Annotated in this window: 21 protein-coding genes and 1 other annotated feature; all 21 genes read right to left on the reverse strand. The window is 44.6% G+C overall.

The features are described from left to right. Positions 1 to 18 precede the first annotated feature (18 nt). The 21 genes from ACFSUO_RS06020 to mraY all read right to left on the reverse strand — a co-directional run bounded on the left by ACFSUO_RS06020 (position 19) and on the right by mraY (position 22,011). Positions 19 to 1,407 (reverse strand): solute carrier family 23 protein, encoded by a 1,389-nt coding sequence (locus tag ACFSUO_RS06020; protein ID WP_382392068.1) that lies wholly within the window; start codon positions 1,405 to 1,407, stop codon positions 19 to 21. Positions 1,408 to 1,945: 538 nt separating this feature from the next. Continuing rightward, a complete protein-coding gene (gene pyrR, locus ACFSUO_RS06025) occupies positions 1,946 to 2,488 on the reverse strand; it encodes a bifunctional pyr operon transcriptional regulator/uracil phosphoribosyltransferase PyrR (protein WP_382392070.1) in 543 nt (180 codons plus the stop codon). A gap of 171 nt (positions 2,489 to 2,659) precedes the next feature. Then, positions 2,660 to 3,568, reverse strand: coding sequence for an RluA family pseudouridine synthase (locus ACFSUO_RS06030; RefSeq protein ID WP_382392072.1), 909 nt, complete (start codon positions 3,566 to 3,568; stop codon positions 2,660 to 2,662). Then, entirely contained in the window at positions 3,531 to 4,031 is a 501-nt protein-coding gene (gene lspA, locus ACFSUO_RS06035; protein WP_382392074.1) for a signal peptidase II, read from the reverse strand. The genes ACFSUO_RS06030 and lspA overlap by 38 nt, the downstream gene beginning before the upstream one ends. A 144-nt stretch (positions 4,032 to 4,175) precedes the next feature. Further along, a complete protein-coding gene (gene ileS, locus ACFSUO_RS06040; protein WP_382392076.1) occupies positions 4,176 to 6,932 on the reverse strand; it encodes an isoleucine--tRNA ligase in 2,757 nt (918 codons plus the stop codon). A gap of 236 nt (positions 6,933 to 7,168) precedes the next feature. Continuing rightward, positions 7,169 to 7,392, reverse strand: a binding site (T-box leader). A 68-nt stretch (positions 7,393 to 7,460) separates the two neighbouring features. Next, positions 7,461 to 7,988, reverse strand: coding sequence for a DivIVA domain-containing protein (locus ACFSUO_RS06045; protein WP_382392078.1), 528 nt, complete (start codon positions 7,986 to 7,988; stop codon positions 7,461 to 7,463). Positions 7,989 to 8,099: 111 nt separating this feature from the next. Then, positions 8,100 to 8,876: a YlmH family RNA-binding protein gene (locus ACFSUO_RS06050; RefSeq protein WP_382392080.1), complete on the reverse strand. Its 777-nt coding sequence runs from the start codon at positions 8,874 to 8,876 to the stop codon at positions 8,100 to 8,102. An 11-nt stretch (positions 8,877 to 8,887) separates the two neighbouring features. Further along, positions 8,888 to 9,151, reverse strand: a complete 264-nt coding sequence (locus ACFSUO_RS06055; protein WP_382392082.1) for a YggT family protein — start codon at positions 9,149 to 9,151, stop codon at positions 8,888 to 8,890. Positions 9,152 to 9,157: 6 nt separating this feature from the next. Beyond that, positions 9,158 to 9,601 carry a cell division protein SepF gene (locus ACFSUO_RS06060; RefSeq protein WP_382392084.1) on the reverse strand — a complete coding sequence of 148 codons (444 nt, stop codon included), beginning with the start codon at positions 9,599 to 9,601 and terminating at the stop codon, positions 9,158 to 9,160. Between the two features lie 4 nt (positions 9,602 to 9,605). Beyond that, on the reverse strand, positions 9,606 to 10,289 hold the full coding sequence (locus tag ACFSUO_RS06065; RefSeq protein ID WP_382392266.1) for a YggS family pyridoxal phosphate-dependent enzyme: 684 nt from the start codon (positions 10,287 to 10,289) through the stop codon (positions 9,606 to 9,608). 25 nt (positions 10,290 to 10,314) lie between these two features. Then, on the reverse strand, positions 10,315 to 11,124 hold the full coding sequence (gene pgeF, locus ACFSUO_RS06070) for a peptidoglycan editing factor PgeF (protein ID WP_382392086.1): 810 nt from the start codon (positions 11,122 to 11,124) through the stop codon (positions 10,315 to 10,317). A gap of 112 nt (positions 11,125 to 11,236) precedes the next feature. After that, on the reverse strand, positions 11,237 to 11,506 hold the full coding sequence (locus ACFSUO_RS06075; protein WP_382392088.1) for a YlmC/YmxH family sporulation protein: 270 nt from the start codon (positions 11,504 to 11,506) through the stop codon (positions 11,237 to 11,239). A gap of 166 nt (positions 11,507 to 11,672) precedes the next feature. After that, positions 11,673 to 12,452 (reverse strand): RNA polymerase sporulation sigma factor SigG, encoded by a 780-nt coding sequence (sigG, locus tag ACFSUO_RS06080; protein ID WP_382392090.1) that lies wholly within the window; start codon positions 12,450 to 12,452, stop codon positions 11,673 to 11,675. Positions 12,453 to 12,573: 121 nt separating this feature from the next. After that, the gene (gene sigE / locus ACFSUO_RS06085; protein ID WP_382392092.1) at positions 12,574 to 13,293 is read right to left on the reverse strand and encodes an RNA polymerase sporulation sigma factor SigE; all 720 of its coding nucleotides are present in this window, start codon (positions 13,291 to 13,293) and stop codon (positions 12,574 to 12,576) included. Positions 13,294 to 13,451: 158 nt separating this feature from the next. Then, entirely contained in the window at positions 13,452 to 14,372 is a 921-nt protein-coding gene (gene spoIIGA / locus ACFSUO_RS06090; RefSeq protein WP_382392094.1) for a sigma-E processing peptidase SpoIIGA, read from the reverse strand. A 369-nt stretch (positions 14,373 to 14,741) separates the two neighbouring features. Beyond that, positions 14,742 to 15,905 carry a cell division protein FtsZ gene (gene ftsZ, locus ACFSUO_RS06095; RefSeq protein ID WP_382392096.1) on the reverse strand — a complete coding sequence of 388 codons (1,164 nt, stop codon included), beginning with the start codon at positions 15,903 to 15,905 and terminating at the stop codon, positions 14,742 to 14,744. Between the two features lie 114 nt (positions 15,906 to 16,019). Next, positions 16,020 to 17,300 carry a cell division protein FtsA gene (gene ftsA, locus ACFSUO_RS06100; protein WP_382392098.1) on the reverse strand — a complete coding sequence of 427 codons (1,281 nt, stop codon included), beginning with the start codon at positions 17,298 to 17,300 and terminating at the stop codon, positions 16,020 to 16,022. A gap of 201 nt (positions 17,301 to 17,501) precedes the next feature. Next, positions 17,502 to 18,299, reverse strand: coding sequence for a cell division protein FtsQ/DivIB (locus tag ACFSUO_RS06105; protein ID WP_382392100.1), 798 nt, complete (start codon positions 18,297 to 18,299; stop codon positions 17,502 to 17,504). A 137-nt stretch (positions 18,300 to 18,436) separates the two neighbouring features. Continuing rightward, entirely contained in the window at positions 18,437 to 19,603 is a 1,167-nt protein-coding gene (spoVE, locus tag ACFSUO_RS06110) for a stage V sporulation protein E (RefSeq protein ID WP_382392102.1), read from the reverse strand. Between the two features lie 99 nt (positions 19,604 to 19,702). Further along, entirely contained in the window at positions 19,703 to 21,049 is a 1,347-nt protein-coding gene (gene murD / locus ACFSUO_RS06115; protein WP_382392104.1) for a UDP-N-acetylmuramoyl-L-alanine--D-glutamate ligase, read from the reverse strand. Further along, on the reverse strand, positions 21,046 to 22,011 hold the full coding sequence (mraY, locus tag ACFSUO_RS06120) for a phospho-N-acetylmuramoyl-pentapeptide-transferase (RefSeq protein WP_382392268.1): 966 nt from the start codon (positions 22,009 to 22,011) through the stop codon (positions 21,046 to 21,048). Before mraY ends, murD begins: the two co-directional genes overlap by 4 nt. Between the last annotated feature and the right edge of the window lie 17 nt (positions 22,012 to 22,028).

A 22,028-nucleotide genomic window follows, 5' to 3' on the forward strand; every position in this document is an offset into this window, starting at 1 on the left:
CTGTTCTCCGCTTGTTCGTTAAGCTGCATCGTGCTGCCTGCTATCTGTCTCCATATTGCTGTCGTCGAACATAACACCATTGCCATACCCACTTTCCTTGCCCGGCAGTACGAGATTCAACAAGACACCAATGATTGCCGACAAAGCCATTCCCGCGATTTGCAGGTTATCCGATAGCTGGATGAATGCGCCGCCGACACCGATCACGAGAATAACCGAAGCAATGACGAGATTTCGTTTATTGCCAAGGTCAACTTGGTTATCAATCAGCATCCGCAGTCCATTGGATGCAATAATACCAAACAGGAGAATGGAAACCCCGCCCATAACTGCGGAAGGTATGGAACTGATCGTAGCCGTGACAATGCCGGTAAATCCGAACAGTATCGCGACTAGACCCGCACCGGCGACAACAAACACGCTGAACACCCTCGTGATGGACAATACACCGATATTCTCACCGTACGTTGTATTTGGCGGACCACCAAGGAATGATGCAATCATCGTTGCAACACCATCACCGAGAATAGAACGGTGCAGCCCTGGGTTCTTCAAAAAGTTTTTCCCGGCAACTTTTGACAGTACCATCTGATCGCCAATGTGTTCTGCTATCGTGACAAGCGCAACAGGCACCATGAGCAGAACAATTTCCCCGTTCAGCACCTCCAATGGCGCATAATCCAGAAATGGTACGACAAAGTCCGGTGTCTGGAATAATGCAGCAGCAGTCCCCCATATGGAACCAGCTGACATAATGGCTGCCCACTGTTCACTGATTTCCGCTGTATCTACAATACCCTGAAACAGTGCGAAGACATACCCGGATGTAATACCAATTAGAATCGGAATCAGGCCGAAAAAGCCTCTGAAAAAAATCGACGCAACAATGGTCACTGCCAGTGTGAAGAGGGCTACGCTAAAGTGGGTTCCACTATAGACATTTTCATCGAGCCCCGGCACATACATGGACATATCAATGGCAGTTGATGCCAGCCCAAGTCCGATAACGATAATGACAGGGCCGACCACGATTGGCGGCAATATGCGCATGAGCCAATTCAGGCCAAGCATGCCAATCAGCAGGGCAACCCCGCCGTAAACAAGTCCCGCTAAAAAGGTGCCAACCATTGCCCCGGCCGGACCACTTGCCGCGCTCGCCCCAATAATCGGTGCGATAAATGCAAAACTGGATCCTAAATAAGCGGGAATTCTCCCTTTGGTGACTACGAGATAGGCCAGTGTTCCAACACCACTGGATATTAGCGCTACTGCGGGGGACAGCCCGGTCAGAAATGGGACTAGTATCGTTGAGCCGAACATGGCGAACAAATGCTGCAGACTAAGAACAATCCACTGCTGCAGTTTTGGCACTTCATGCACATCCATTACCATTTCTTGTTTATTCATATCGATTTCCTCCTATTTGATTTTAATTTTTACTTTCTTAGGATATAAAAAAGCCTCTTTGCGAAAGGCCGCAAAGAGGCACACGTGTCCATCAGAATCGATACACGTTCCCTGTCAGCGACCTTATAAATCTCACTGGATTTACTTAAAGGTCTTCCTATTTATCGTTTTTGGCGAGAAGACTCCCACTTCAATTTTGTGAAGGGCAATGCCCAAAAATAAGCGGGAGATGAATCGCCTTTTGTATAGCAAAACATTTGTTCCTTTGGTATAATATACCTGTATAGGTTGCTCTATGAAAACTGGATATATGAGGTTGTGACAAGAATTTCTTTGTCACGTAAAATATCCAAGCATCATTCGCCCCGTCTAGCCGAAAAGACTAAACCTGTGCATTACGCTAGACGGCACGAGTCCAACGTACAAAATCTTTGTTCTCACCGTTGGGACGACGGGTAGAGCCTGCTAAAATAACTAGTGGTTACACTGGTGTTCGCAGGAATCCCCCACTTCAAGCGTCAGCTAAGTGGTGGGTAGTTCAATTATCGTAAATACTTACCTCATCCTGCTCATCCGTTTCATCCAATTGCACAACGATGACCTCTTGATCAGAGGTGGGGATGTTTTTCCCAACATAATCTGCTCGAATCGGCAGTTCGCGATGCCCCCGGTCAACGAGTACGCCAAGCTGAACCTGGGACGGGCGGCCAATATCCATAATTGCATCCATCGCTGCCCTAACCGTTCTGCCGGTATACAGCACGTCATCGACTAAAATAACTTTCTTATTCTTTAAATCGGCGTCAACTTTCGTATCTTTTAATTCAGGATCATCATTAGCTGTTACTGTCTCCAGATCATCCCGGTATAACGTAATGTCAAGTTCCCCGGTTGGGACGGTGATACCTTCAATTTGCCGGATTTTTTCCTGCAGGCGTTTCGTCAACGGTATACCTCGTGTTTTAATACCGACGAGCAGAAGGTTCTCCCCGCCTTTATTTTTCTCGACAATTTCATGGGCAATCCGTGTTATCGCCCTACCAATTGCCGCCTGATCAAGCAGGACTGTTTTTTTCTGCATCTTCAATCCCCTCCAGACATTAGAAAATCCCTTTTCTCCGGTGAGGAAAAAAGGGATTTGGGTATACGACACTCAAGTACAATTGTCTTCCGCAACCTTTTTAGCCTCACTGGACTATCTTAAAGGGTCAATATTCATCTGCGTTAATTATTACAGATTTCCAGGGGATTGTCAATCCATTTTCTCCAATTGGTCCAGAAGTTCCTGGAAATAAGCAGGTGGATCCACTTCAAAGTGCAGTTGTTCACCGGTTTCCGGGTGGTTGAATGCCAGTGATTTCGCATGCAATGCCTGGCCGCCAAGTTTCATCGTTTTGCGCTGACCGTATTTCGGATCACCGACAACAGGAAAGCCGATATACTTCATATGAACGCGAATCTGATGGGTACGGCCTGTCTCCAACTGACAGACAATGTGTGTAAAATCCGTGTACCGCTCCAGCACACGAAAATGGGTTACCGCATCCTTTCCATTATCAACGACTCCCATCCTTTTCCGGTCATTTGGATCTCTGCCAATCGGGGCATCAATGACACCGGTTTCGTGTTCAATCACTCCATGCACAATTGCCTCATATCGACGATCCATGTCTTTTAGAGAGAGCTGTTCAGACAGACTGCTATGCGCTTCATCCGTTTTGGCAACAACTAATAGGCCGCTAGTATCCTTATCGATGCGGTGCACGATACCCGGCCGTTCCTCCCCATTTAGCTGGGACAAGCTGTCACAGTGGTGGAGCAGTGCATTCACCAATGTCCCGGTTTGATGACCTGCCGACGGGTGGACAACCATCCCTTTTGGCTTGTTGACGACCAAAAGATCAGCATCTTCATAAACAATTGAAAGCGGAATATTTTCCGGGTCAATTGTGAGCGGTTCCTCGTCCGGCTCGTCCCATTCAATGGTATCACTGGCCTGACATTTATAATTCGTTTTTACTTGCTTCCCGCCGACAAGCACATGGCCATCGGTTATCCATGCCTGCACCTGCGAACGGGATGTATCTGCTATCACACTGGATAGCAGTTTATCAATTCGTGTGTTATGCTCTGTTTCCGTTACCGTGTGCTGATTTGTCATTTTGCCTTTTTTCCTTTCGTTCATCCATAATAGTCGTTATTATCACAAGAATCACACCGACGACCAGGGCTGAGTCTGCAATATTGAAGATTGGATAGTCATACCCGAAAATGATGAAGTCAAAGAAATCCACAACTTCTTTCCGGAACAGCCGGTCAATGAAATTCCCAATCGCACCACCCAGAATCAGGCTTAATGCAACAGCCAGCAGTTTACTTTCCCTGGCATACTTCTGCATGTAATAAATAATTCCGGCGATGACAATGACTGTCACAATATAAAAAAACATCATTTTTCCTTGCAATATTCCCCAAGCCGCTCCACTATTACGATGTGACGTTAAATAGAAAAAATTCCCGATAACCGTTATTTGCTCACCAAGCTCCATCGTTTGTGCAACGACCCACTTCGTCAGCTGGTCAAGTGCAATCACAACGAGTGCCACTATGTAATACAAGTACATTTCGTTTCCTCCATCGTTCCTAACACCTTAGCTATATTTTAGATGCTTTATTAGTTTACCACAATTTCAGCTATACAAAAAATAGGAATGCCACAAGCAAGCATTCCTATTTTGGTCTGTATCCTGTTTTACTTACCGAATTATTTATGCACTGTAATGCTCTTTCACAATATCGGCACACCGTGTGCATAAATCTGGGTGATCCTGATCCTGGCCAACGGTATCAGCGGCTGTCCAGCAGCGTGCACACTTTTCACCAGGATGTTTCTCAACCAGAACATTTACATAGTGATACGCCTTCGCATCAGGTGCCTCATCTGTAACGTCTGCTTCGGACACGATGAACAGCTGATGCACATCGGAGATACCATCGAGCACTTCTTTTGTCTGCTCATCTTTTGGAACAACCGTAATCTTGGCTTCCAGTGATTTTCCGATGACTTTGGCTTCCCTCGCTTCTTCCAGCGCCTTTAGAACATCATCACGAACCTGCATAAAGTGGTCCCACTTCGCATACAGTTTGTCAAAGCCAGTGATTTCTCTTGGTTCTGGAATATCCGTCAGCTGGACACTTTCTTCTTCCGCACCAGGAATGTACTCCCAGATTTCATCAGCCGTATGCGGAATAATCGGTGTCAGGAGCTTCACTAGCGTGGTGACCATTTCATAATACGCCGTCTGAATACTCCGGCGGCGATGGTCATCCGCTGCTTCGATATATAAAATATCTTTGGCAAAGTCGAGATAGAACGAACTTAAATCAGTCGTACAGAAATTATGAATTTCTGAATAAACTGGTGCGAATTCATAAACGTCATAGCTGCCCCTGACGTTTTTCAGCATCGTTTGCAGCCGGTGTAGCATATACCGGTCAGCTTCCGCCATTTCTGATTCAGGTACAGCATCTTTAGCCGGATCAAAGTCAGCTAAGTTTCCGAGCATGAACCGTACGGTATTTCGGATTTTCCGATAGCCCTCAGAAACTTGCTTCAGAATTTCCTGAGAAATCCTTACGTCTGCCTGGTAATCAACCGAGGATACCCAAAGACGCAAAATATCCGATCCAAGCTGTTTCTGAATTTTTAACGGATCCATAACATTGCCGAGTGATTTACTCATTTTTCGTCCATTACCATCAAGGGTGAAGCCATGGCTGATGATGGTTTCAAATGGTGCCTTGCCTGTTACCGCAACTGCTGTAGAAATCGATGAGTTAAACCAGCCGCGATACTGGTCACTTCCTTCAAGGTAAACATCGGCCGGGCGTTTATGATCCTCACGTCCCTTCAGTACAGCTTCGTGTGATGACCCCGAATCAAACCAGACGTCCATAATATCGGTTTCTTTCGTGAAGGTACCATTCGGACTGTGTTCGGACGTGAACCCTTCCGGAAGCAAGTCATGTGTCTCCCATTCAAACCAAACGTTCGAGCCGTGCTCAGCAAACAGATTAGAAACATGGGCAATGGTTTCATTATTGATGATTGGCGTTCCATCCTCCCCGTAAAACACAGGGATTGGAACACCCCAAGTCCGCTGCCGGGAAATGCACCAGTCTTCACGGTCGCGTACCATATTGTACAGACGGGTTTCTCCCCATGATGGATACCAGTTGATGCGATTGATTTCATCCAGAATATCCTGGCGAAAATCTTTAATGGATGCAAACCACTGCGATGTCGCCCGGAAAATAGTCGGCTTTTTCGTACGCCAATCATGCGGATAGGAGTGGGTAATAAACGTAAGCTTCAGTAGCGCCCCGCTCTCTTCCAGTTTTTCCGTAATTGTTTTGTTTGCCTGGTCATAAAACATTCCCTCTAATCCTGGTGCTTCGCTAGTGAAATGCCCTTTCCCATCAACCGGAGAGAATGGTTCGATACCGTACGTCCGGGACATATAGAAGTCATCTTCTCCGTGACCTGGTGCTGTATGAACACAGCCGGTACCAGCATCTGTTGTTACATGGTCACCAAGCATAACCAGCGAATCACGATCATAAAACGGATGTCTGGCTACTACCCGGTCTGCTTCTTCACCCTTGAAAGTCTTGATAACTTCCGGGTTTTCCCATTCCAGTTCTTCTGTCAGTGTTTCAACCAGTTCATGGGCAATGACGTATTTTTCACCATTAACAGCGACAACGGCATATTCCAGTTCTGGATGAATGGCAATGCCAAGGTTTGCCGGAATGGTCCATGGGGTTGTGGTCCATATAATAATTTTCTCACCTCCGTCCAGCACCTCTTTGCCGTCTGTTACGTCAAATGCCACATAAATGGATGGTGACCGCTTATCATGATATTCTATTTCTGCTTCTGCCAGCGCAGATTCAGAGGACGGGGACCAGTACACAGGCTTCAAGCCCTTGTAAATGTAGCCTTTTTTGGCCATTTCACCAAACACTTTAATCTGGGCGGCTTCGTAATCTTTGGTTAGCGTAATATACGGATTATCCCAGTCACCGCGGACACCAAGTTTTTTGAATTGGGTCCTTTGATTATCCAGCTGCCCCATAGCATACTCGGCACATTTCTGTCTGAATTCCGCAATGCTCATTTTTTTACGGTCCACTTTTTTCTTTTTCGTCAAAGCAGTTTCTACAGGCAAGCCATGGGTGTCCCAGCCGGGAACGTATGGCGCGTAAAAGCCGCTCATGGATTTGTACCTTGTGATAAAGTCCTTTAAAATTTTGTTGAGAGCATGCCCGATATGCAAATCACCATTGGCATATGGCGGTCCATCATGCAGAACGAACAGTGGACGTCCTTTTGTCCGCTCAAGCCCTTTATCGTAAATTTGTTCTTCATCCCATTTTTGCTGACGTTCTGGTTCTTTGTTCGGCAAGTTGCCGCGCATAGGAAACTTCGTCTTCGGCATCAGCAACGTGTCTTTATAATCCATGTGTTATCCTCCTTGTCTTTAGTGAAAATCGGGGCTGTATTTAACAACGTGGCGTTGATTGAAGCAGAAGACGCGAGACTTCTGCGGGAAAGCGAGACAGCCGAGACCCCACAGACAGTGAAGCAATGAACTGTCGAGGAGGCTTGGCGCGAGCCCACGGTAAGCGAGCGTCTAGTGCTGAAATCAACAATACAGACTAACAATACACGTGAGTAAAAAAAGTCTTCTCTATCCCAAAAAGGGACGAGAAGACTCGCGGTACCACCCTTATGAATTTAAAATTGGCGCCTATTTTAAATTCACTCGATATCCGTAACGTGGATGAACCGTCCATTTTTACTCAAGTTCAAAATGGACACTCGGGAGTGATGTTCTGAATGTATTGCTGTATCAGGCTTGCACCATCCCTGATTCGCTGGGCAGCAGGTGGCATTCATACTGTCTCCGTCGTCGTGGTTTGTATTTGGTAAGACCTTTGAGACCTTTATGATAATGAATTATATGTAAAATTCCTGAAAACGTCAAGGTCTACGCATTACTATTGGCATACTCGGATGTTTCTTCCTGTATTCCTTCCACTTCTTCTTCGCCCTCTTCATCAAACAATCCATCCCAGTCATCTGCATTGATTACTTCAAGCTGAGCTTCGACCAGCATCTTCAGACGGGTTCGGAAGACTTTTGCCTGTTTCTTTAATTCCTCTACATCCATTTCGATTTTACGGGATTTATTTAACGCCTCATTCACAATCCGATCAGCGTTTTTCTCAGCCTCTTTAATAATCAGTTTCGATTCTTTCTGGGCATTCCCTTTTAATTCTTCAGCCGTTTCCTGGGCAATTAGAATAGAGTTATTTAGCGTGCTTTCAATATTAGTAAAATGTCCAAGTTTCTCATTCAGCTGCTCGACCTGCTCCTGTAATTCTTTTTTCTCACGGATGGTCATTTCATAATCTTTTATGACCTGATCAAGAAACTCATTGACCTCATCTTCGTCATAGCCGCGAAAACTTCTTGTAAACTCCTTATTGTGTATATCCAACGGTGATAATGACACACAGGCCACCTCCTTTTAGTTAGTCAGTGTGAAATAATAATACATAAGGTCGTAATTGCTGTATACTATTTTTTCGACATAAAAACTGAAATTCCTGCATAATGTGCCGAATTATTTTAGTACAGCTGCTGTTATACTTATATTATCTTTTTTTGTTCGGGCATTGATAGCGGCCAGTTTGCTTCGGCCTTTCCCACGCAATGACAGCAAATCGCCTTCCTCAAGGGTGAATTTTTTGTCATCCGCAACTTGGTGATTCACTTTCACCATCCCTTTTTCAATCATAGCGGCTGCATTTTTTCTTGATAATTTATAAATCGCTTTTACAACGGTATCCAGCCGCAATGATGAGATGATATGGTCCGTTTCAACCCAGGAGGCCTTGCTTTCAACCAGCGCAGACAGCGGCTTGCTTTCAAGTCTGATGCTCGCTTTCTTGACGGTGGTGAGATTCGCAAGTACGTACGGTGCAATTTCATCTGCTGCAATGATTTGCACAAGCCCATCTTCAACTATTATATCGCCCAGCTTTTTTCGCTTAATACCGAGGGATAAGAAGGCCCCCATCACATCCCGGTGTGTCAGGGAAACAAATTTATCATGATAGGAACCTTGCAAAAGACGAAGCTGAAACGAATCTTCCGTTATCTGTTCATACATCGGGGCAATCATGATCCGCTTTCGTTCAGCGGACTGATCACCTCCATGTTTCGACACTTTTAGATCTTCAAGGCTTGTCCCAGCAAGCATATCAGCTATTTGCTGTTCTCTCGGATTCAAGAAATCAGTCAGCTTTGGCTGATAGGTCATTTCCACATCCCGTATCCAGGACAGAACATGATTGATAAATGGCTGTTCTTCTTTTCTGAAATGCTGGTATATATCCATCGCACAAGCCCCTAGAACCAGGTAATCAGAACCGGCAGCCCGTACATCCTGGCAAAATAAAGAACGAAAATGGCTACAATCGGGGATAAGTCAATCATACCAAGAGGTGGTATAATCTTCCGGAATGGTTCAAGATAAGGTTCACAAATTTTAGCCAAAAAACTTCCAAATGCCGATTCCCTCGCCCCTGGAAACCAGGACATGAAAATATAAATAATCAGCGCAAAGCTGTAAAGTTCCAATGCCCAGTACAATAAACCCAATAGTGATTGCATAGTCTGCTACCATCCTTTATGAAATTCGTCTTCTTCCACGAGCGTATCGGTTATGCTTCCGGAAACATCTACATTCTCAGGCGTGCACAGAAATGTCTGGTCGCCTAATTTTTGAATGTCCCCGTTCACAGCATAGACAGTCCCACTCAGAAAATCGACAATCCGTTTCGCCTGCTGCTGATCAATGCGCTGCAGATTAATGACTGCCGCACGTTTATTCACCACATTATCAGCAATCTCCTGTGCTTCATTATAGTTGCGCGGCTCATATAGCACAACTTTCGATGCGGGCTGCTGAATGCTTGTCAGATTTACTACATTTTCCCTGTTATGCCGCTGACTATTCTGGCCGGCACCATTACCGGGCGTGCCCGTATCCATCTCCTCGTCAGCGTACATATCTTCCTCATCCATCGTGAAGAACGTTTTTAGTTTGTTCATAATACTCATATCTTCACTCCGTTTCCCGGGAACCAACCAATGCCGATCCAATACGGACATGTGTAGCTCCCTCTTCAATCGCAATTTGGTAGTCGTTACTCATGCCCATGGAAAGATATTGACACGGGGCATGCGGAAGCTGTTCGGCCTGTACCGCTTCCCGAAGCGACGCAAGTTTTCGAAAAACCGTCCGCAGCTGATCCTCATCATCAGTGTGGGGCGCCATTGTCATTAGACCGGCAACCCGAATGTTCTCATAGCGCTTTAATTCCCTGACAAAAGAGATAACCTCTTTTGCGTCTATGCCATGTTTCGAATCCTCACCGCTGACATTCACCTGTACAAGACAATCTGCAGGACCGGCCGCCCGCTTATTGATTTCTTTCGCAAGCGACTTCCGGTCAAGGGAATGAATCACGTCGGCCTTGCCGATGACATCCTTTACTTTTCTTGACTGCAGCGTTCCGATAAAATGCCAGACTGCATCATCTTGTATGTATTCATATTTCTCCAGAAAACCTTCCATTCGATTTTCGCCAAGATTCGTGACTCCGGCTTCAATCGCTTCTTTTGCCCGCTCAGTGGTAACATATTTCGTCACACCAATAATGGTTATGTCTTCCGGATTCCGGTTGCTGTTTGCGCATGCTTGTCTGATCTGCTGACGGATTTCTTCCAGATTGGCTGCTACATCCATTCTATCCATGCCCTCCCCATCATAATCAGTTCTCATATCCGATATAGCCAAGCATTCTCCCCGTTTTGCCATTGTCCCGGCGATGGGAGAAAAACAATGATTCATCACGGAATGTGCAATATTGTGTCACATCTATATTACGACGTAAAACACCCTGCTGTAAAAGGATTTCTGTATTTAATTGCTTTAAATCCAATAAATAACGTCCATTTTCCCGCGCGGTGACTGTCTTATCCCGCCATTCATCCGGAATATGCCCGACGACCTGCTCATCCACCTCATAGGCATCATGGGAAATGCACGGGCCGATTACGGTCAGCAGATTAGCTGGGACCGTTCCCAGCTCCTTGAACGTTTCAACCATTTTTCCGGCGATACCATTGACCGTTCCTTTCCAGCCTGCATGCGCAATCCCGATATATCCCGAAACAGAATCAAGAAAATAGATAGGTACACAGTCTGCAAAAAAAGCAGTGCACAATATGCCGCTTTCCTTCGTGATAAGCCCATCAGTATCGGTTAGTGACGTTTTATAAGTTTCTGCTCCTTTTCCCTTGTCCGCAGCAGTTACAATATGGATGTTCGTCTTGTGTGACTGTTCCCCGGACACCCATGATTGCAGCGGAAAACGGATGGCTCCACTCAGCTTTTGCCGGTTTGCGTCCACATTTTTCTTCACATCGGGCACATGAAGACCAAGGTTCCATGAATGGAAAGGGGGTGCACTGTATCCGCCTTTTCTCGTTGTAAACCCTGCCTGAAGCCCCGGACTTATTGCCCCCCATTTTTTTATCGCAAGCAGAGATTCTGTCTGCAACTGGAATGGTTCTGCCATTAATGTACCTCCCGAACTATACTGCTTACATTCTACCACACTTTTATCGACAATGGATAAACAGAATTATGCACAATGAGCGGGACATGCTTCATGCACTTATCTTTGTTGACTACATAAATTGCTGCCCGGGATAAAGGGAAGGGGATGTCACTTCTCTGACAAGGATAACATCGGTTCCGATTACTTCAATATGATTCCATGGAATAATCAGTTCATCAGTTTTCCCGAACAGCCCTGATTTCTTGTCCTTTACATAAATGACCAATGCCGTAATTCTCCCATTATCTCCGTCGATTTCCAAGTCAGATATGTGCCCAAGCCGTTTGCCGTCATTCCTGACAATGACTTCTTTTATTTGCAAATCTGATAGCGTAACCACACACACTCACCTGCCTTAGTAGCCATTATATGCAGGCATGGGCTGAAAATATTATTACTGCTACATAACACAAAAAATCGACACCCGCTTATTGTAGGTGCCGATTCTACTTGCCTGTTATTTTATTGTATTGTTGCCAAAAAAACTTCTGGTAAAGGCGACTGCCTTACTCAAACATTTCCTTGTTCATCTGGTCAATTGCTGCTTTCTCGAGACGGGAAACCTGTGCCTGGGAAATGCCGATTTCGTCCGCCACTTCCATCTGTGTTTTTCCCTGAAAAAAGCGTTTGCTCAATATCGATTTTTCCCGTTCCTCCAGCTGATGCATCCCTTCTTTTAAGGACAGCTTATCCACCCAAAGGTAGTCTTTGTCCTTGTCATCACTCAATTGATCCATCACATAGATGGGGTCTCCACCGTCATTATAAATGGGCTCAAATAGGGAAACTGGATCTTGTATAGCATCCAGTGCAAAAACAATATCGGAATGTGGGACGCCCATCTCTTCGGCAAGTTCCATAGCAGTTGGCTCTTTCGATGTCTTATTAATCAGCTTTTCCCGGACTTGGAGTGCTTTGTAGGCAATATCACGCAATGACCGTGACACTCTGATTGGGTTATTATCACGCAGATAGCGTCTGATTTCCCCAATAATCATTGGAACAGCATACGTGGAAAACCGTACATTATGTCCTAAATCAAAATTATCAATTGATTTCATAAGTCCTATACAGCCAACCTGAAATAAGTCATCGCCATATTCGCCACGGTTATTAAACCGCTGTATGACGCTAAGCACAAGCCGCAAATTCCCATTGACCAATTTCTCGCGTGCTTCCAGGTCACCGTCTTGCATTTGTTTGAATAGTTCTCGCATTTCATCGTTTTTTAGTACGGGTAATGTTGATGTATCAACGCCGCAAATTTCTACTTTATGTTTTGTCATGTTCTACCCTCCCGGTTGGAGATGCTGTTCATGGACAGTATCTCCCCATAGGAGGGTTTTTATGCAGGTGGCCTTGAGCTATAGCTTGTCTAAAACCGTCCGGAAATCACGCCAGTACAGGTCACACCATTTTATTAAATTCTTTTTGCAGCCGACGTATAATTTTTTTCTCAAGCCGTGAAATATAGGACTGTGAAATGCCTAGCATATCGGCTACATCTTTTTGTGTTTTTTCTTCCTGCCCAATCAGGCCGAAGCGAAGTTCCATGATTTGTTTTTCCCGTGGATTCAATTGGGAAAGCGCATCTTTTAACAAGTGTTTATCAACCTTCGTCTCCATGTCTCTTGTCGTTACATCTTCATCTGTTCCCATAACGTCGGACAGAAGCAGCTCGTTGCCGTCCCAATCAATGTTCAGCGGTTCGTCAAATGATATTTCAGATTTTAGTTTATTGTTTCGTCTTAAGTACATTAGTATTTCATTTTCAATACACCTTGATGCATAGGTTGCCAGCTTAATTTTCTTTTCCGGGTTGAATGTATTGACTGCCTTAATCAGCCCAATGGTTCCGATACTGATAAGGTCTTCAATATTGATACCAGTATTCTCAAATTTACGGGCAATATAGACGACTAAACGGAGGTTCCGTTCAATGAGCATTGCCCTGGCCGATTTATCGCCTTTGGGGAGCAATTCCAAAAGCCGCTGTTCTTCTTCTTTTGACAACGGTGGAGGAAGAGCCTCACTGCCGCCTATGTAATAAATCTCATCTGTTTTGAGACCAAGCTTAAATAATAATTTATACCACCATAAACGCAGTCGAAGTCTGAGTAATGCCAAATTGAGTCGCTCCTTTTCGCTATTATTGCAAACAATGGCAGTATAAGTGCGTGTTCAAAAAGGAGGATAAAAAGGACCGAGAAATTCGATGTGTCATTTTTACCGGACTTTTTGAACAACCTTTATAAGCCATTCATTTTATCACCCATTCACGCCAGTCATGCCGACGTGGCTGCTGCCATCTTAATGATTTGCGGATGGAGCAGGCAATGATAAGACTGATCTTTTGTCAATGATGCAAATTGGATACCTATCAATGCTTTGTGTGTAACAATCTCCTTTTCGTCATAATCAATCGTTATTCGATCCGGCTTCAGAGCCAGCATAAATGTACGGTTACCTTCGACCCCCTGGTAAGGAACAATCTGAAACTTTTTTTCCCAGCCAGAAGGAAGCTGCTCGAAATCAAGCGTATCCTGGACGGCCTTCAGTTTCATCCAGTCATTTTCTGAAAACCATTGTTTCAAAAAATGCTCATCACAAATGATAACCGGATTTTTGGTCAATGGATCTGTCAACTGGTTCCCGCTGTCAATATAAGCTGTTGTTGAGTGGGCAATATTTTTCATTTGGATCGAAATCGGGTACAGCTGATCATAACGGATTTTTTCTACTGCGTGCTTGTCCATACGGGTCTTTGTGAACAACCAGGAAAGCGGAAATCCTGCTGCGACGAACAGCCAGCTCATTGGATCACCGTAACCACTGTTAAACGTGAGAATTCCATTTGCAGATAGACCAACCGGGTTTTGGAAAAGAAAGTGTATGGCTATCAATCCACCCCCTATGGAAAAAGTTACAAAATAAAATAGAAAAAACAATTTAACCATCCGATAGATGGTATAAAATTGGAAGCTGCAGAGAATGATAATGACAGAGTAAATAAGTTTGCCTATCATACTAGTAAAAAATGAATCCGGATAGTAAATGGACAACGGAACCAACAACGAAGCAATGAACGCACCAAAAATAATTCTGAGCTTTCCTGTGCTGTCTTTTGCCAGTGCCTGTGTAAGCATGAGCAGCATCATATCCAGCAGGAAATTTAAAAGCCAGACAGCATCAAGATAAATGGTCACATGGTTCTTCCTTTCCTTTCCAGTTAAGAAAGAATTAATTCTTTCTTACTGCATAAGTGCAACTAAGGCTGGCGTTGTGCCGAGCTTCTAAAACTAACATCCTTTACAACGAGTATAGTGGGATTGGACAGCAAAGTCTGTCAATTTGTGTAGAGGGAATGGGGCTAATTTTATCTGCTTATCAGGGACTTTGTCGGAGAAGGCAGGTCCTAGATTTTCCCTAACAAAAAAACACCGCCAATCGTGTTGTATACACGATTGGCGGTGTTTTTTTGATTCATCCTATTAGAGGTTGTTCAAAAAGTCCGGTAAAAATGACACTTTCTCCTTTTGAACACGCACTATTAGTTATTAAAGCCAAAGCCGGTTTTATCGGTTGCGGTTGCGGTTCCGCAGAAATGTAGGGATGTCCAATTCATCCTCTTGCTGACTCGGGGTCGGACGGCTTTGCTGGTTTTGCTGATTTTGCTGGCTTTGTCCCTGCTCACGTTCGCGCGGCGTGTCTTCGGAAGCCCTTGTCGCTGCATGCTGATTATGATTGATAACCGGGCGCTGCCTTGGCTGATTATCCTCTTGCTGGCTCTCATCAAAACCAGTTGCAATGACCGTTACAATTATTTCGTCTTTTAAGTTTTCATTGATGACGGAACCAAAGATGACGTTCACTTCATTGTCGGCCGCTGATGTTACGAGGTCTGCAGCTTCCTGAACTTCATACAGGCTCAAGTTGGCTCCACCGGTAATGTTCATTAAAACACCATGTGCCCCGTCGATGGACGTTTCCAATAGTGGCGAGGAAATGGCTTTTTTCGCTGCTTCTGATGCCCGATTTTCGCCGGTTGCAATTCCAATTCCCATCAATGCGGACCCTTTATCAAACATGATTGTCTTCACGTCAGCGAAGTCCACATTAATGAGACCTGGTTTGGCGATCAGGTCGGAAATGCCCTGAACACCCTGGCGCAATACATTGTCTGCCTCACGGAACGCCTCCAGCATTGGTGTATTTTTATCAACAATTTCAAGCAGGCGATCGTTTGGAATGACAATCAATGTATCGACATTTGTTTTTAGTGCATCAATCCCCGAAACTGCCTGTGTCGATCTTCTTCTGCCTTCAAAGGTGAACGGCCGGGTCACAACACCAACGGTCAGTGCACCAAGTTCCTTCGCTATTTGAGCAATTACAGGTGCGGCACCGGTTCCTGTGCCTCCACCCATTCCGGCTGTAACAAAAATCATGTCAGCCCCCTGTAGTGCTTCCTCAAGCTGCTCCTTGTTTTCTTCAGCAGCTTTTCTGCCTACTTCAGGGTTAGCACCTGCGCCAAGTCCGCGCGTTAATTTTCCGCCGACTTGCAATTTCGTTTCTGCCTTTGATAGATTCAGAGCTTGTGAATCCGTATTGACAGCAATGAATTCGACACCTTCTACACCGTGTTCAATCATGCGGTTGACAGCGTTGCTTCCGCCGCCGCCTACACCAATTACTTTTATCGTTGCCAGCTGGTCCATGTTCGTATCAAACTCTAACATACATCCGTTCCTCCTAATATGCTGAATTACAACGCATTTAAATTGTTACTTCATGTCTCCGTCCGGGCAAATATGAAGTTCCCGGTCCGGTTCTGCAGTAAACCGAACACTTGCTCAATCAAAAAAGTACTTGAACAAGTTGGCCAGTCCGGATTCTTTTTTCTTTGTTTTAGCAGGCTGATCCGTTTCAGCCGGCTTTTTCGTACGTTTCGGCTTTGCTTCGTCATGATCCGCTGCTACAGAAGGCAATAATTCTTTTCCTTGTATTTTCGCATTACGGTAGGCAAATTGCAAGATGCCAACACCAGCAGCAAATTGTGGTTCACGCACACCTATGTAGTCAGGAATTGCTATGCGGACATTGGACTGAAACAAATCCTGTGCCAGTTCAAGAACACCGGGCATTTTCATTGTACCACCTGTCAGGACATAACCGCCTGGCAATTGCTGGTAACCCATGCGGCGAATTTCCCGCTCGGCATACGCATAAATCTCTTCAAGCCGCGCCTCTATCATATCAGCAATTTGCAATTGATTGTACACTTCCGAATGATTGCTGCCTATGATAGACACCTCGAAGGTTTCGTCTTCCTGCGCATCATCATAAAATGCATGCCCATAATTTAGTTTGACATCTTCCGCTTCTTCTGTTGATGTACGCAGACCAATTGATAGATCCTTCGTTATATTATCGCCTCCAAGCGGTATGACACTTGTACTGGCCAATTGTTCATTCTGAAAAACGGAAACAGTCGTGGAACCCCCGCCAACATCGATTAATGTCACACCAAGATTTTTCTCATCCTTCGATAAAGCGACTGTTCCTGACGCTAGCGGCTGCAGACAGATGTCGGAAATATGGAGATTGGCGCGTTCCACACATTTCAGGATGTTATGTAAAACGGTCTTGGAACAGGTGATAATCGTCCCTTCCATTTCCAGCCGTACACCAATCATCCCGCGCGGATCTGTTATTTCATCCAGGCCATCAACAATGAATTGTTTCGGAATCACATCAATGATCTCGCGCTCCGGCGGAATCGAGACCACTTGTGCTCCATCAATAACACGTTTAATATCTTCGTTACCGATTTCCCGGTTCTCACTCTGTACAGCCACAACCCCGTGACAAGGCTGCAGTTGGATGTGTTTCCCGTCAATACCTACAACCACACTGTCAATTTGCATGCCCACCATACGCTCCGCCTGTTCAACTGCATTCCGGATTGACTGGACAGTCTGATCGATATCTACAATTGCACCTTTCTTCATACCATTTGAATGGGCTGTTCCCATCCCAATAATATTCAGGGTATCATTTAAAACTTCTCCAATGATAACTTTAATTTTTGATGTACCTATATCAAGACTGACTAGTATTTCGCTGTTATTCAAAGAAAGGCACCTCCTGATCGAGAAGCATCTGATTCAATCCTATAAGATTCAGCTGCAACCAGATGTTTTTATTTCATTCTATTAATTGCCTATAATCTATCATTTTAAAGGAATAATCAAAAAAAGAAAATATATATTCGTTAATTTCGATATAAAAACAGCCAAATCCTTTTTATTTCGCTATTTTATTTTATTTTTTCTTTAATTTTCATTTGTTGTTCCGTCTGTATTACCTGAATCTTCCCCAGCGCTTCCAAATTCTTCAAAGTATGCGCCAACTCCAATATGTACAATCCCCTTTTTGTCTGGCTCCAGCTGGGAAACAATGGACGGGTAAACACTCATCTTATCCGCAAAGTGTCTGATTGTTCCATCCACGAGATTACCGTCATTCATGTAAAGCAGAATTTTATGCTTGTTTCCGTCATTTGGCTTCCAATGTATTTCCGAAATCAGACTGCGAATACTTTCAGGCAATGAGCTAAGTTGTTCCGCCATATCCTTCAGATAAGCCTCTTCAGAGAATCCGGCCAGGAGTGGGGCATTGCCATTCATGGAATCAGACTGAACATGTTCTGTCAGCACTTTCCCGTTGCCTAGGATTGGATAAACATTGTCATCACGGCTGACGAAGCCAACATGATTCACTTCCGTTATATTCAGTTCAATCGTCCATGGCAGGCGCCTATGTACTTCAGCTTTTTTAATTGCCGGATTAGATGCGGCCGCCTGGCTCACAGCCTCCTTATCGACTGTCCAAATATTATCACCTTCAGCCATGTCAACCTGATCCAGCACTTGTTCTTCGGCAACAAATGCGTTCCCGGTAACTTTAATCGTTCGGATGTCACTTAAGGGCGACTGAAGATAGACAATAATAGAAATTAAAAAGAAAAAAATAGAAAGATAAAATATAAGACGGCGGTTAGCCTTCTTTTTACGTTCCTGTTTCAGTGTTGGTATGCGATCCTCAATGGAAACGACATTCTTTTTCTCCATTTCTATTTCTTCCCTTTTTTGGATAATTAAAGTCTGATAAAGCAAAAACGGCATTATAGCATGCCGCTTCTATTGCCCCCATTATATCACATATTACCGCGGTATATGTAGTAAACATGTACCAATTTGTGCATTTTTCATAGTTTGGCATACCTGCTGACATTCAATAGGATTCCAACCGAGCAGAGTGTGAGCGTCAGTGAAGAACCACCATAGCTTAAGAATGGAAGTGTAACGCCAGTAACAGGAATTAAACCAATGACAACACTAATGTTGATCATCACCTGAATAGTCAGCATCGATACAATGCCAAGCGCCAAAAACCTTCCGTAGGCATCAGGAGCTTGCAGAGCAATCTTAACACCCCTCCAAAACAACAGCACGAACAATCCAAGAACAAATGTACCGCCTAAAAATCCAAACTCCTCTCCTATAATCGCAAAAATAAAATCATTTTGCGGTTCAGGGAGATAAAAATACTTTTGAATACTTTCCCCGAAACCAAGGCCCATCAGCCCGCCTGGACCGATTGCATACAATGACTGGATGATCTGAAACCCATCACCAGTCGGATCTTCCCACGGGTTCAAAAAAGATGTGATACGACTGATTCGGTATGGAGCGGAAAGGATCAGCGCAGCAAATCCAACAGCACCAATTGCTATCAGCCCTGAGAAATGGAGCAGTCTTGCCCCTGCAGCATAAATCATTACCATGCAAGTCGCAACCAGCACAACACCCGTTCCCAGATCAGGCTGCATCATAATTAGCCCAAATGCCGTAAACACCAGTATCAGAGACGGAAAAAAACCTTTCTTAAACGATGTTATATACTTTTGCTGTACAGCCAGGTATACAGACAAAAAGATAATCAGGCCAAGCTTCATAAATTCAGAAGGCTGAATGCTGAAGGCACCGACACCAATCCAGCTCTGTGCACCACCGCGTTCCATACCAATCCCTGGAATTAACACAATCAAAAGCATCAAAAAACACGCCAGCAGTATACTATTACTGTATTTTTTCCAGACAGTGTATGGGATTGCCATGAAAAAAAGCATCGCAACAATGCCTACTCCGCTAAAAAGGATCTGCCGTTTCAGAAAAAAATGCGGATCTGCATACTTATACTCTGCCCACACGTAAGAAGAACTGTAAACCATTATGGTGCCTACCACAAGCAATGCCAAAATAACAAAGAAAAGCGTGTAGTCTGGTGCATATTTGGTATTAAATAGTTTTCGAAACACAAAAAACACCCCGTTCCAGATTGTTGGAATAGGGGCATCGTTTCCTCCGATCATCTCAATTGAACACCACCGGTCTGGAACCCGAAAACGGCCCGTGTGCCGATTTCAGTTCGTGTGACCTTATTCCTTTCCGGCTGAGTCTGAAACAAGCCCCTACATTAATCTATGCACAGCTTGTTCAAACATGTCTCCCCTTTCTTCAAAAGTGCGATACTGATCCCAGCTTGCACAGGCAGGAGATAGCAAAATGACATCCTCTTGCTCCGAGTGATCAAACGCAAGCTTGACAGCCTCATCAAGCCGGTCTGTCGTGCGAATAAACGGTATATCTGCCTCAAGAGCTATCCGCTTCAGTTTTTCTTTCGTCTCACCGAACAAGACAATCCCCTTCACATTCTCTAAATATGGCCTCAGATCGTCAAATTCATTTCCCCGGTCTAGTCCACCAGCCAAAAGGATCACAGGATTGGTGAATGCGGATAAAGCCTTTTGTGTTGCCAGTATGTTTGTCGCTTTGGAATCATTATAAAACATGCGATCTCTGACAGTCGCAACATGCTGCAAACGATGCTTTACACCGGTAAAAGTCTGCAGCACATACCGTATCGCCTCATTTGCAGCACCACTCAATTTGGCGGCACAGACTGCAGCCAGAATATTTTCGAGATTATGCTTTCCGACAAGTACGATATCTTTTTTATCAGCAATTTTTTCATCGCAGAAGTAAATGCTGGTTTCATCTGCCCAAGCACCGTTTTCAACCCGTCCCAAAGCTGAAAATGGAACTTTCATGGAAGCTGCTATGGCCGCAGATGCCTCAACAATCGGATCGTCTGCATTATAAACGAGATAGTCATCAGAGGTCTGACTGGCAAATATATTGCATTTGGCCTGCCGATAATTGTCAAATGTTTTATGGTAATCGAGATGTGCCTCAAAGATATTTAAGAGAACAGCAATATTAGGTTTAAAGGTCTGAACACCCATTAATTGAAACGATGATAACTCAAGGACCAATTTCTCATTTTCCCCAAGTGTCTGTGCCACCTCTGTTGCAACAGTACCGATATTACCGGCAATTTTAGCTGCCTGATTCCCCTGATTGAGCATTTCGGTGGCTAATGTTGTTGTCGTCGTTTTACCATTCGAACCGGTAATGCCAATAATGGTATTGTCCACGAGCATCCCGGCAAGCTCAATTTCCGTTAAAATTGGTATATCCCGCCTGGCCGCTTCAACCAGTACAGGATTATCGTACGGTATTCCCGGGTTTTTGATGATTACTTCCATGTCATCCAAAACAGATAAAGGATGGGAGCCGGTAATCAGTTCCGCTCCACGTGACTGCAATTCATCAAGCAGTCCGTCCTCTACCGCTTGTTTATCATTCACCCGGACCTTTCTCCCGGTCTCTAGTAAGAGTTTTGCAGCAGCACTGCCACTTTTTGCCAGTCCCAAAACAAGCACACGGTCGTACGGGAAATTCGTTAATGCCTTCAAACTATCCACACCTCAATATATATACCTAGCGCTGCAAATATCAGTCCCAACAGCCAGAACGTTGTCACAACACGCCATTCTGACCATCCGAGTAATTCATAGTGATGATGCAGCGGGCTCATTTTAAAGATTCTTTTACCGGTTGTTTTAAATGAAATAACCTGAATAATAACAGACAACGTTTCGATGACGAACACACCGCCAACGATTACTAAAATGACCTCAAGCTTCGTCAAAATAGCTACAGCAGCGATGCTTCCGCCGAGTGCCAGCGAACCGGTGTCCCCCATAAACACTTTTGCCGGATGAGCATTGAATACCAAAAAGCCAAGCAATGCCCCGACTGCCGCCAGCGAAAAGATAGTCACTTCATTTTGCGGAAAACCATACCACGCCAGAATGCCAAAGGCGCCAAATGCAATGGCCGCTGTTCCAGCAAGCAGGCCATCCAGTCCGTCCGTTAAATTCACTGCATTAGAAGCCCCGACAAGCATAAAGATAATCAAAAGGGCATATCCCCAGCCCAGTTCAAGCTGAATAGATGTTCCCGGTACATGAATATAAGTTGCAAAATCATTGTATTGCAGAATGAAATAAAAAATAAGTGCAATGACTAGCTGCCCAAGCATTTTTTGTCCGGAGGTAAGCCCCAGGTTACGCTTCATGGCAACTTTGATGAAATCATCCAGGAACCCAAGCAGACCATAGCCAACCATCACAAACAGCAAAAGCCATAACTCATACCCAATCGTACCTGAACTGTACTTATTAACCATGATAAGCGATGTTATCACTACACTGACTATAATCATAATACCGCCCATTGTCGGTGTGCCTGTCTTTTTGATATGTGATTCCGGACCTTCTTCACGGATGCTTTGTCCAAACTTCAAACGCCTTAGGAATGGAATGAAGATCGGGGACAGAAGGACGGTAATTAAAAAAGCTATGGCAATTGTCATGACGAATACTACTATAT

Source organism: Lentibacillus juripiscarius (assembly GCF_042685205.1).
Lineage (GTDB): Bacteria > Bacillota > Bacilli > Bacillales > Amphibacillaceae > Lentibacillus > Lentibacillus juripiscarius.

Bases quoted from the DNA above. Each gene is read 5' to 3' on its own strand.
- ACFSUO_RS06030 (WP_382392072.1), bottom strand. From the start codon at position 3,568: ATGACAAATCAGCACACGGTAACGGAAACAGAGCATAACACACGAATT.
- pgeF (WP_382392086.1), bottom strand. From the start codon at position 11,124: ATGGCAGAACCATTCCAGTTGCAGACAGAATCTCTGCTTGCGATAAAA.
- ACFSUO_RS06055 (WP_382392082.1), bottom strand. From the start codon at position 9,151: ATGCAATCACTATTGGGTTTATTGTACTGGGCATTGGAACTTTACAGC.
- ACFSUO_RS06020 (WP_382392068.1), bottom strand. From the start codon at position 1,407: ATGAATAAACAAGAAATGGTAATGGATGTGCATGAAGTGCCAAAACTG.
- ileS (WP_382392076.1), bottom strand. From the start codon at position 6,932: ATGGATTATAAAGACACGTTGCTGATGCCGAAGACGAAGTTTCCTATG.
- ACFSUO_RS06065 (WP_382392266.1), bottom strand. From the start codon at position 10,289: ATGGATGTAGCAGCCAATCTGGAAGAAATCCGTCAGCAGATCAGACAA.
- ftsZ (WP_382392096.1), bottom strand. From the start codon at position 15,905: ATGTTAGAGTTTGATACGAACATGGACCAGCTGGCAACGATAAAAGTA.
- ACFSUO_RS06060 (WP_382392084.1), bottom strand. From the start codon at position 9,601: ATGAGTATTATGAACAAACTAAAAACGTTCTTCACGATGGATGAGGAA.
- ACFSUO_RS06105 (WP_382392100.1), bottom strand. From the start codon at position 18,299: ATGGAGAAAAAGAATGTCGTTTCCATTGAGGATCGCATACCAACACTG.
- ACFSUO_RS06050 (WP_382392080.1), bottom strand. From the start codon at position 8,876: ATGGATATATACCAGCATTTCAGAAAAGAAGAACAGCCATTTATCAAT.
- lspA (WP_382392074.1), bottom strand. From the start codon at position 4,031: ATGTACTTGTATTACATAGTGGCACTCGTTGTGATTGCACTTGACCAG.
- spoVE (WP_382392102.1), bottom strand. From the start codon at position 19,603: ATGATCGGAGGAAACGATGCCCCTATTCCAACAATCTGGAACGGGGTG.
- mraY (WP_382392268.1), bottom strand. From the start codon at position 22,011: ATGACAATTGCCATAGCTTTTTTAATTACCGTCCTTCTGTCCCCGATC.
- pyrR (WP_382392070.1), bottom strand. From the start codon at position 2,488: ATGCAGAAAAAAACAGTCCTGCTTGATCAGGCGGCAATTGGTAGGGCG.
- sigG (WP_382392090.1), bottom strand. From the start codon at position 12,452: ATGACAAAACATAAAGTAGAAATTTGCGGCGTTGATACATCAACATTA.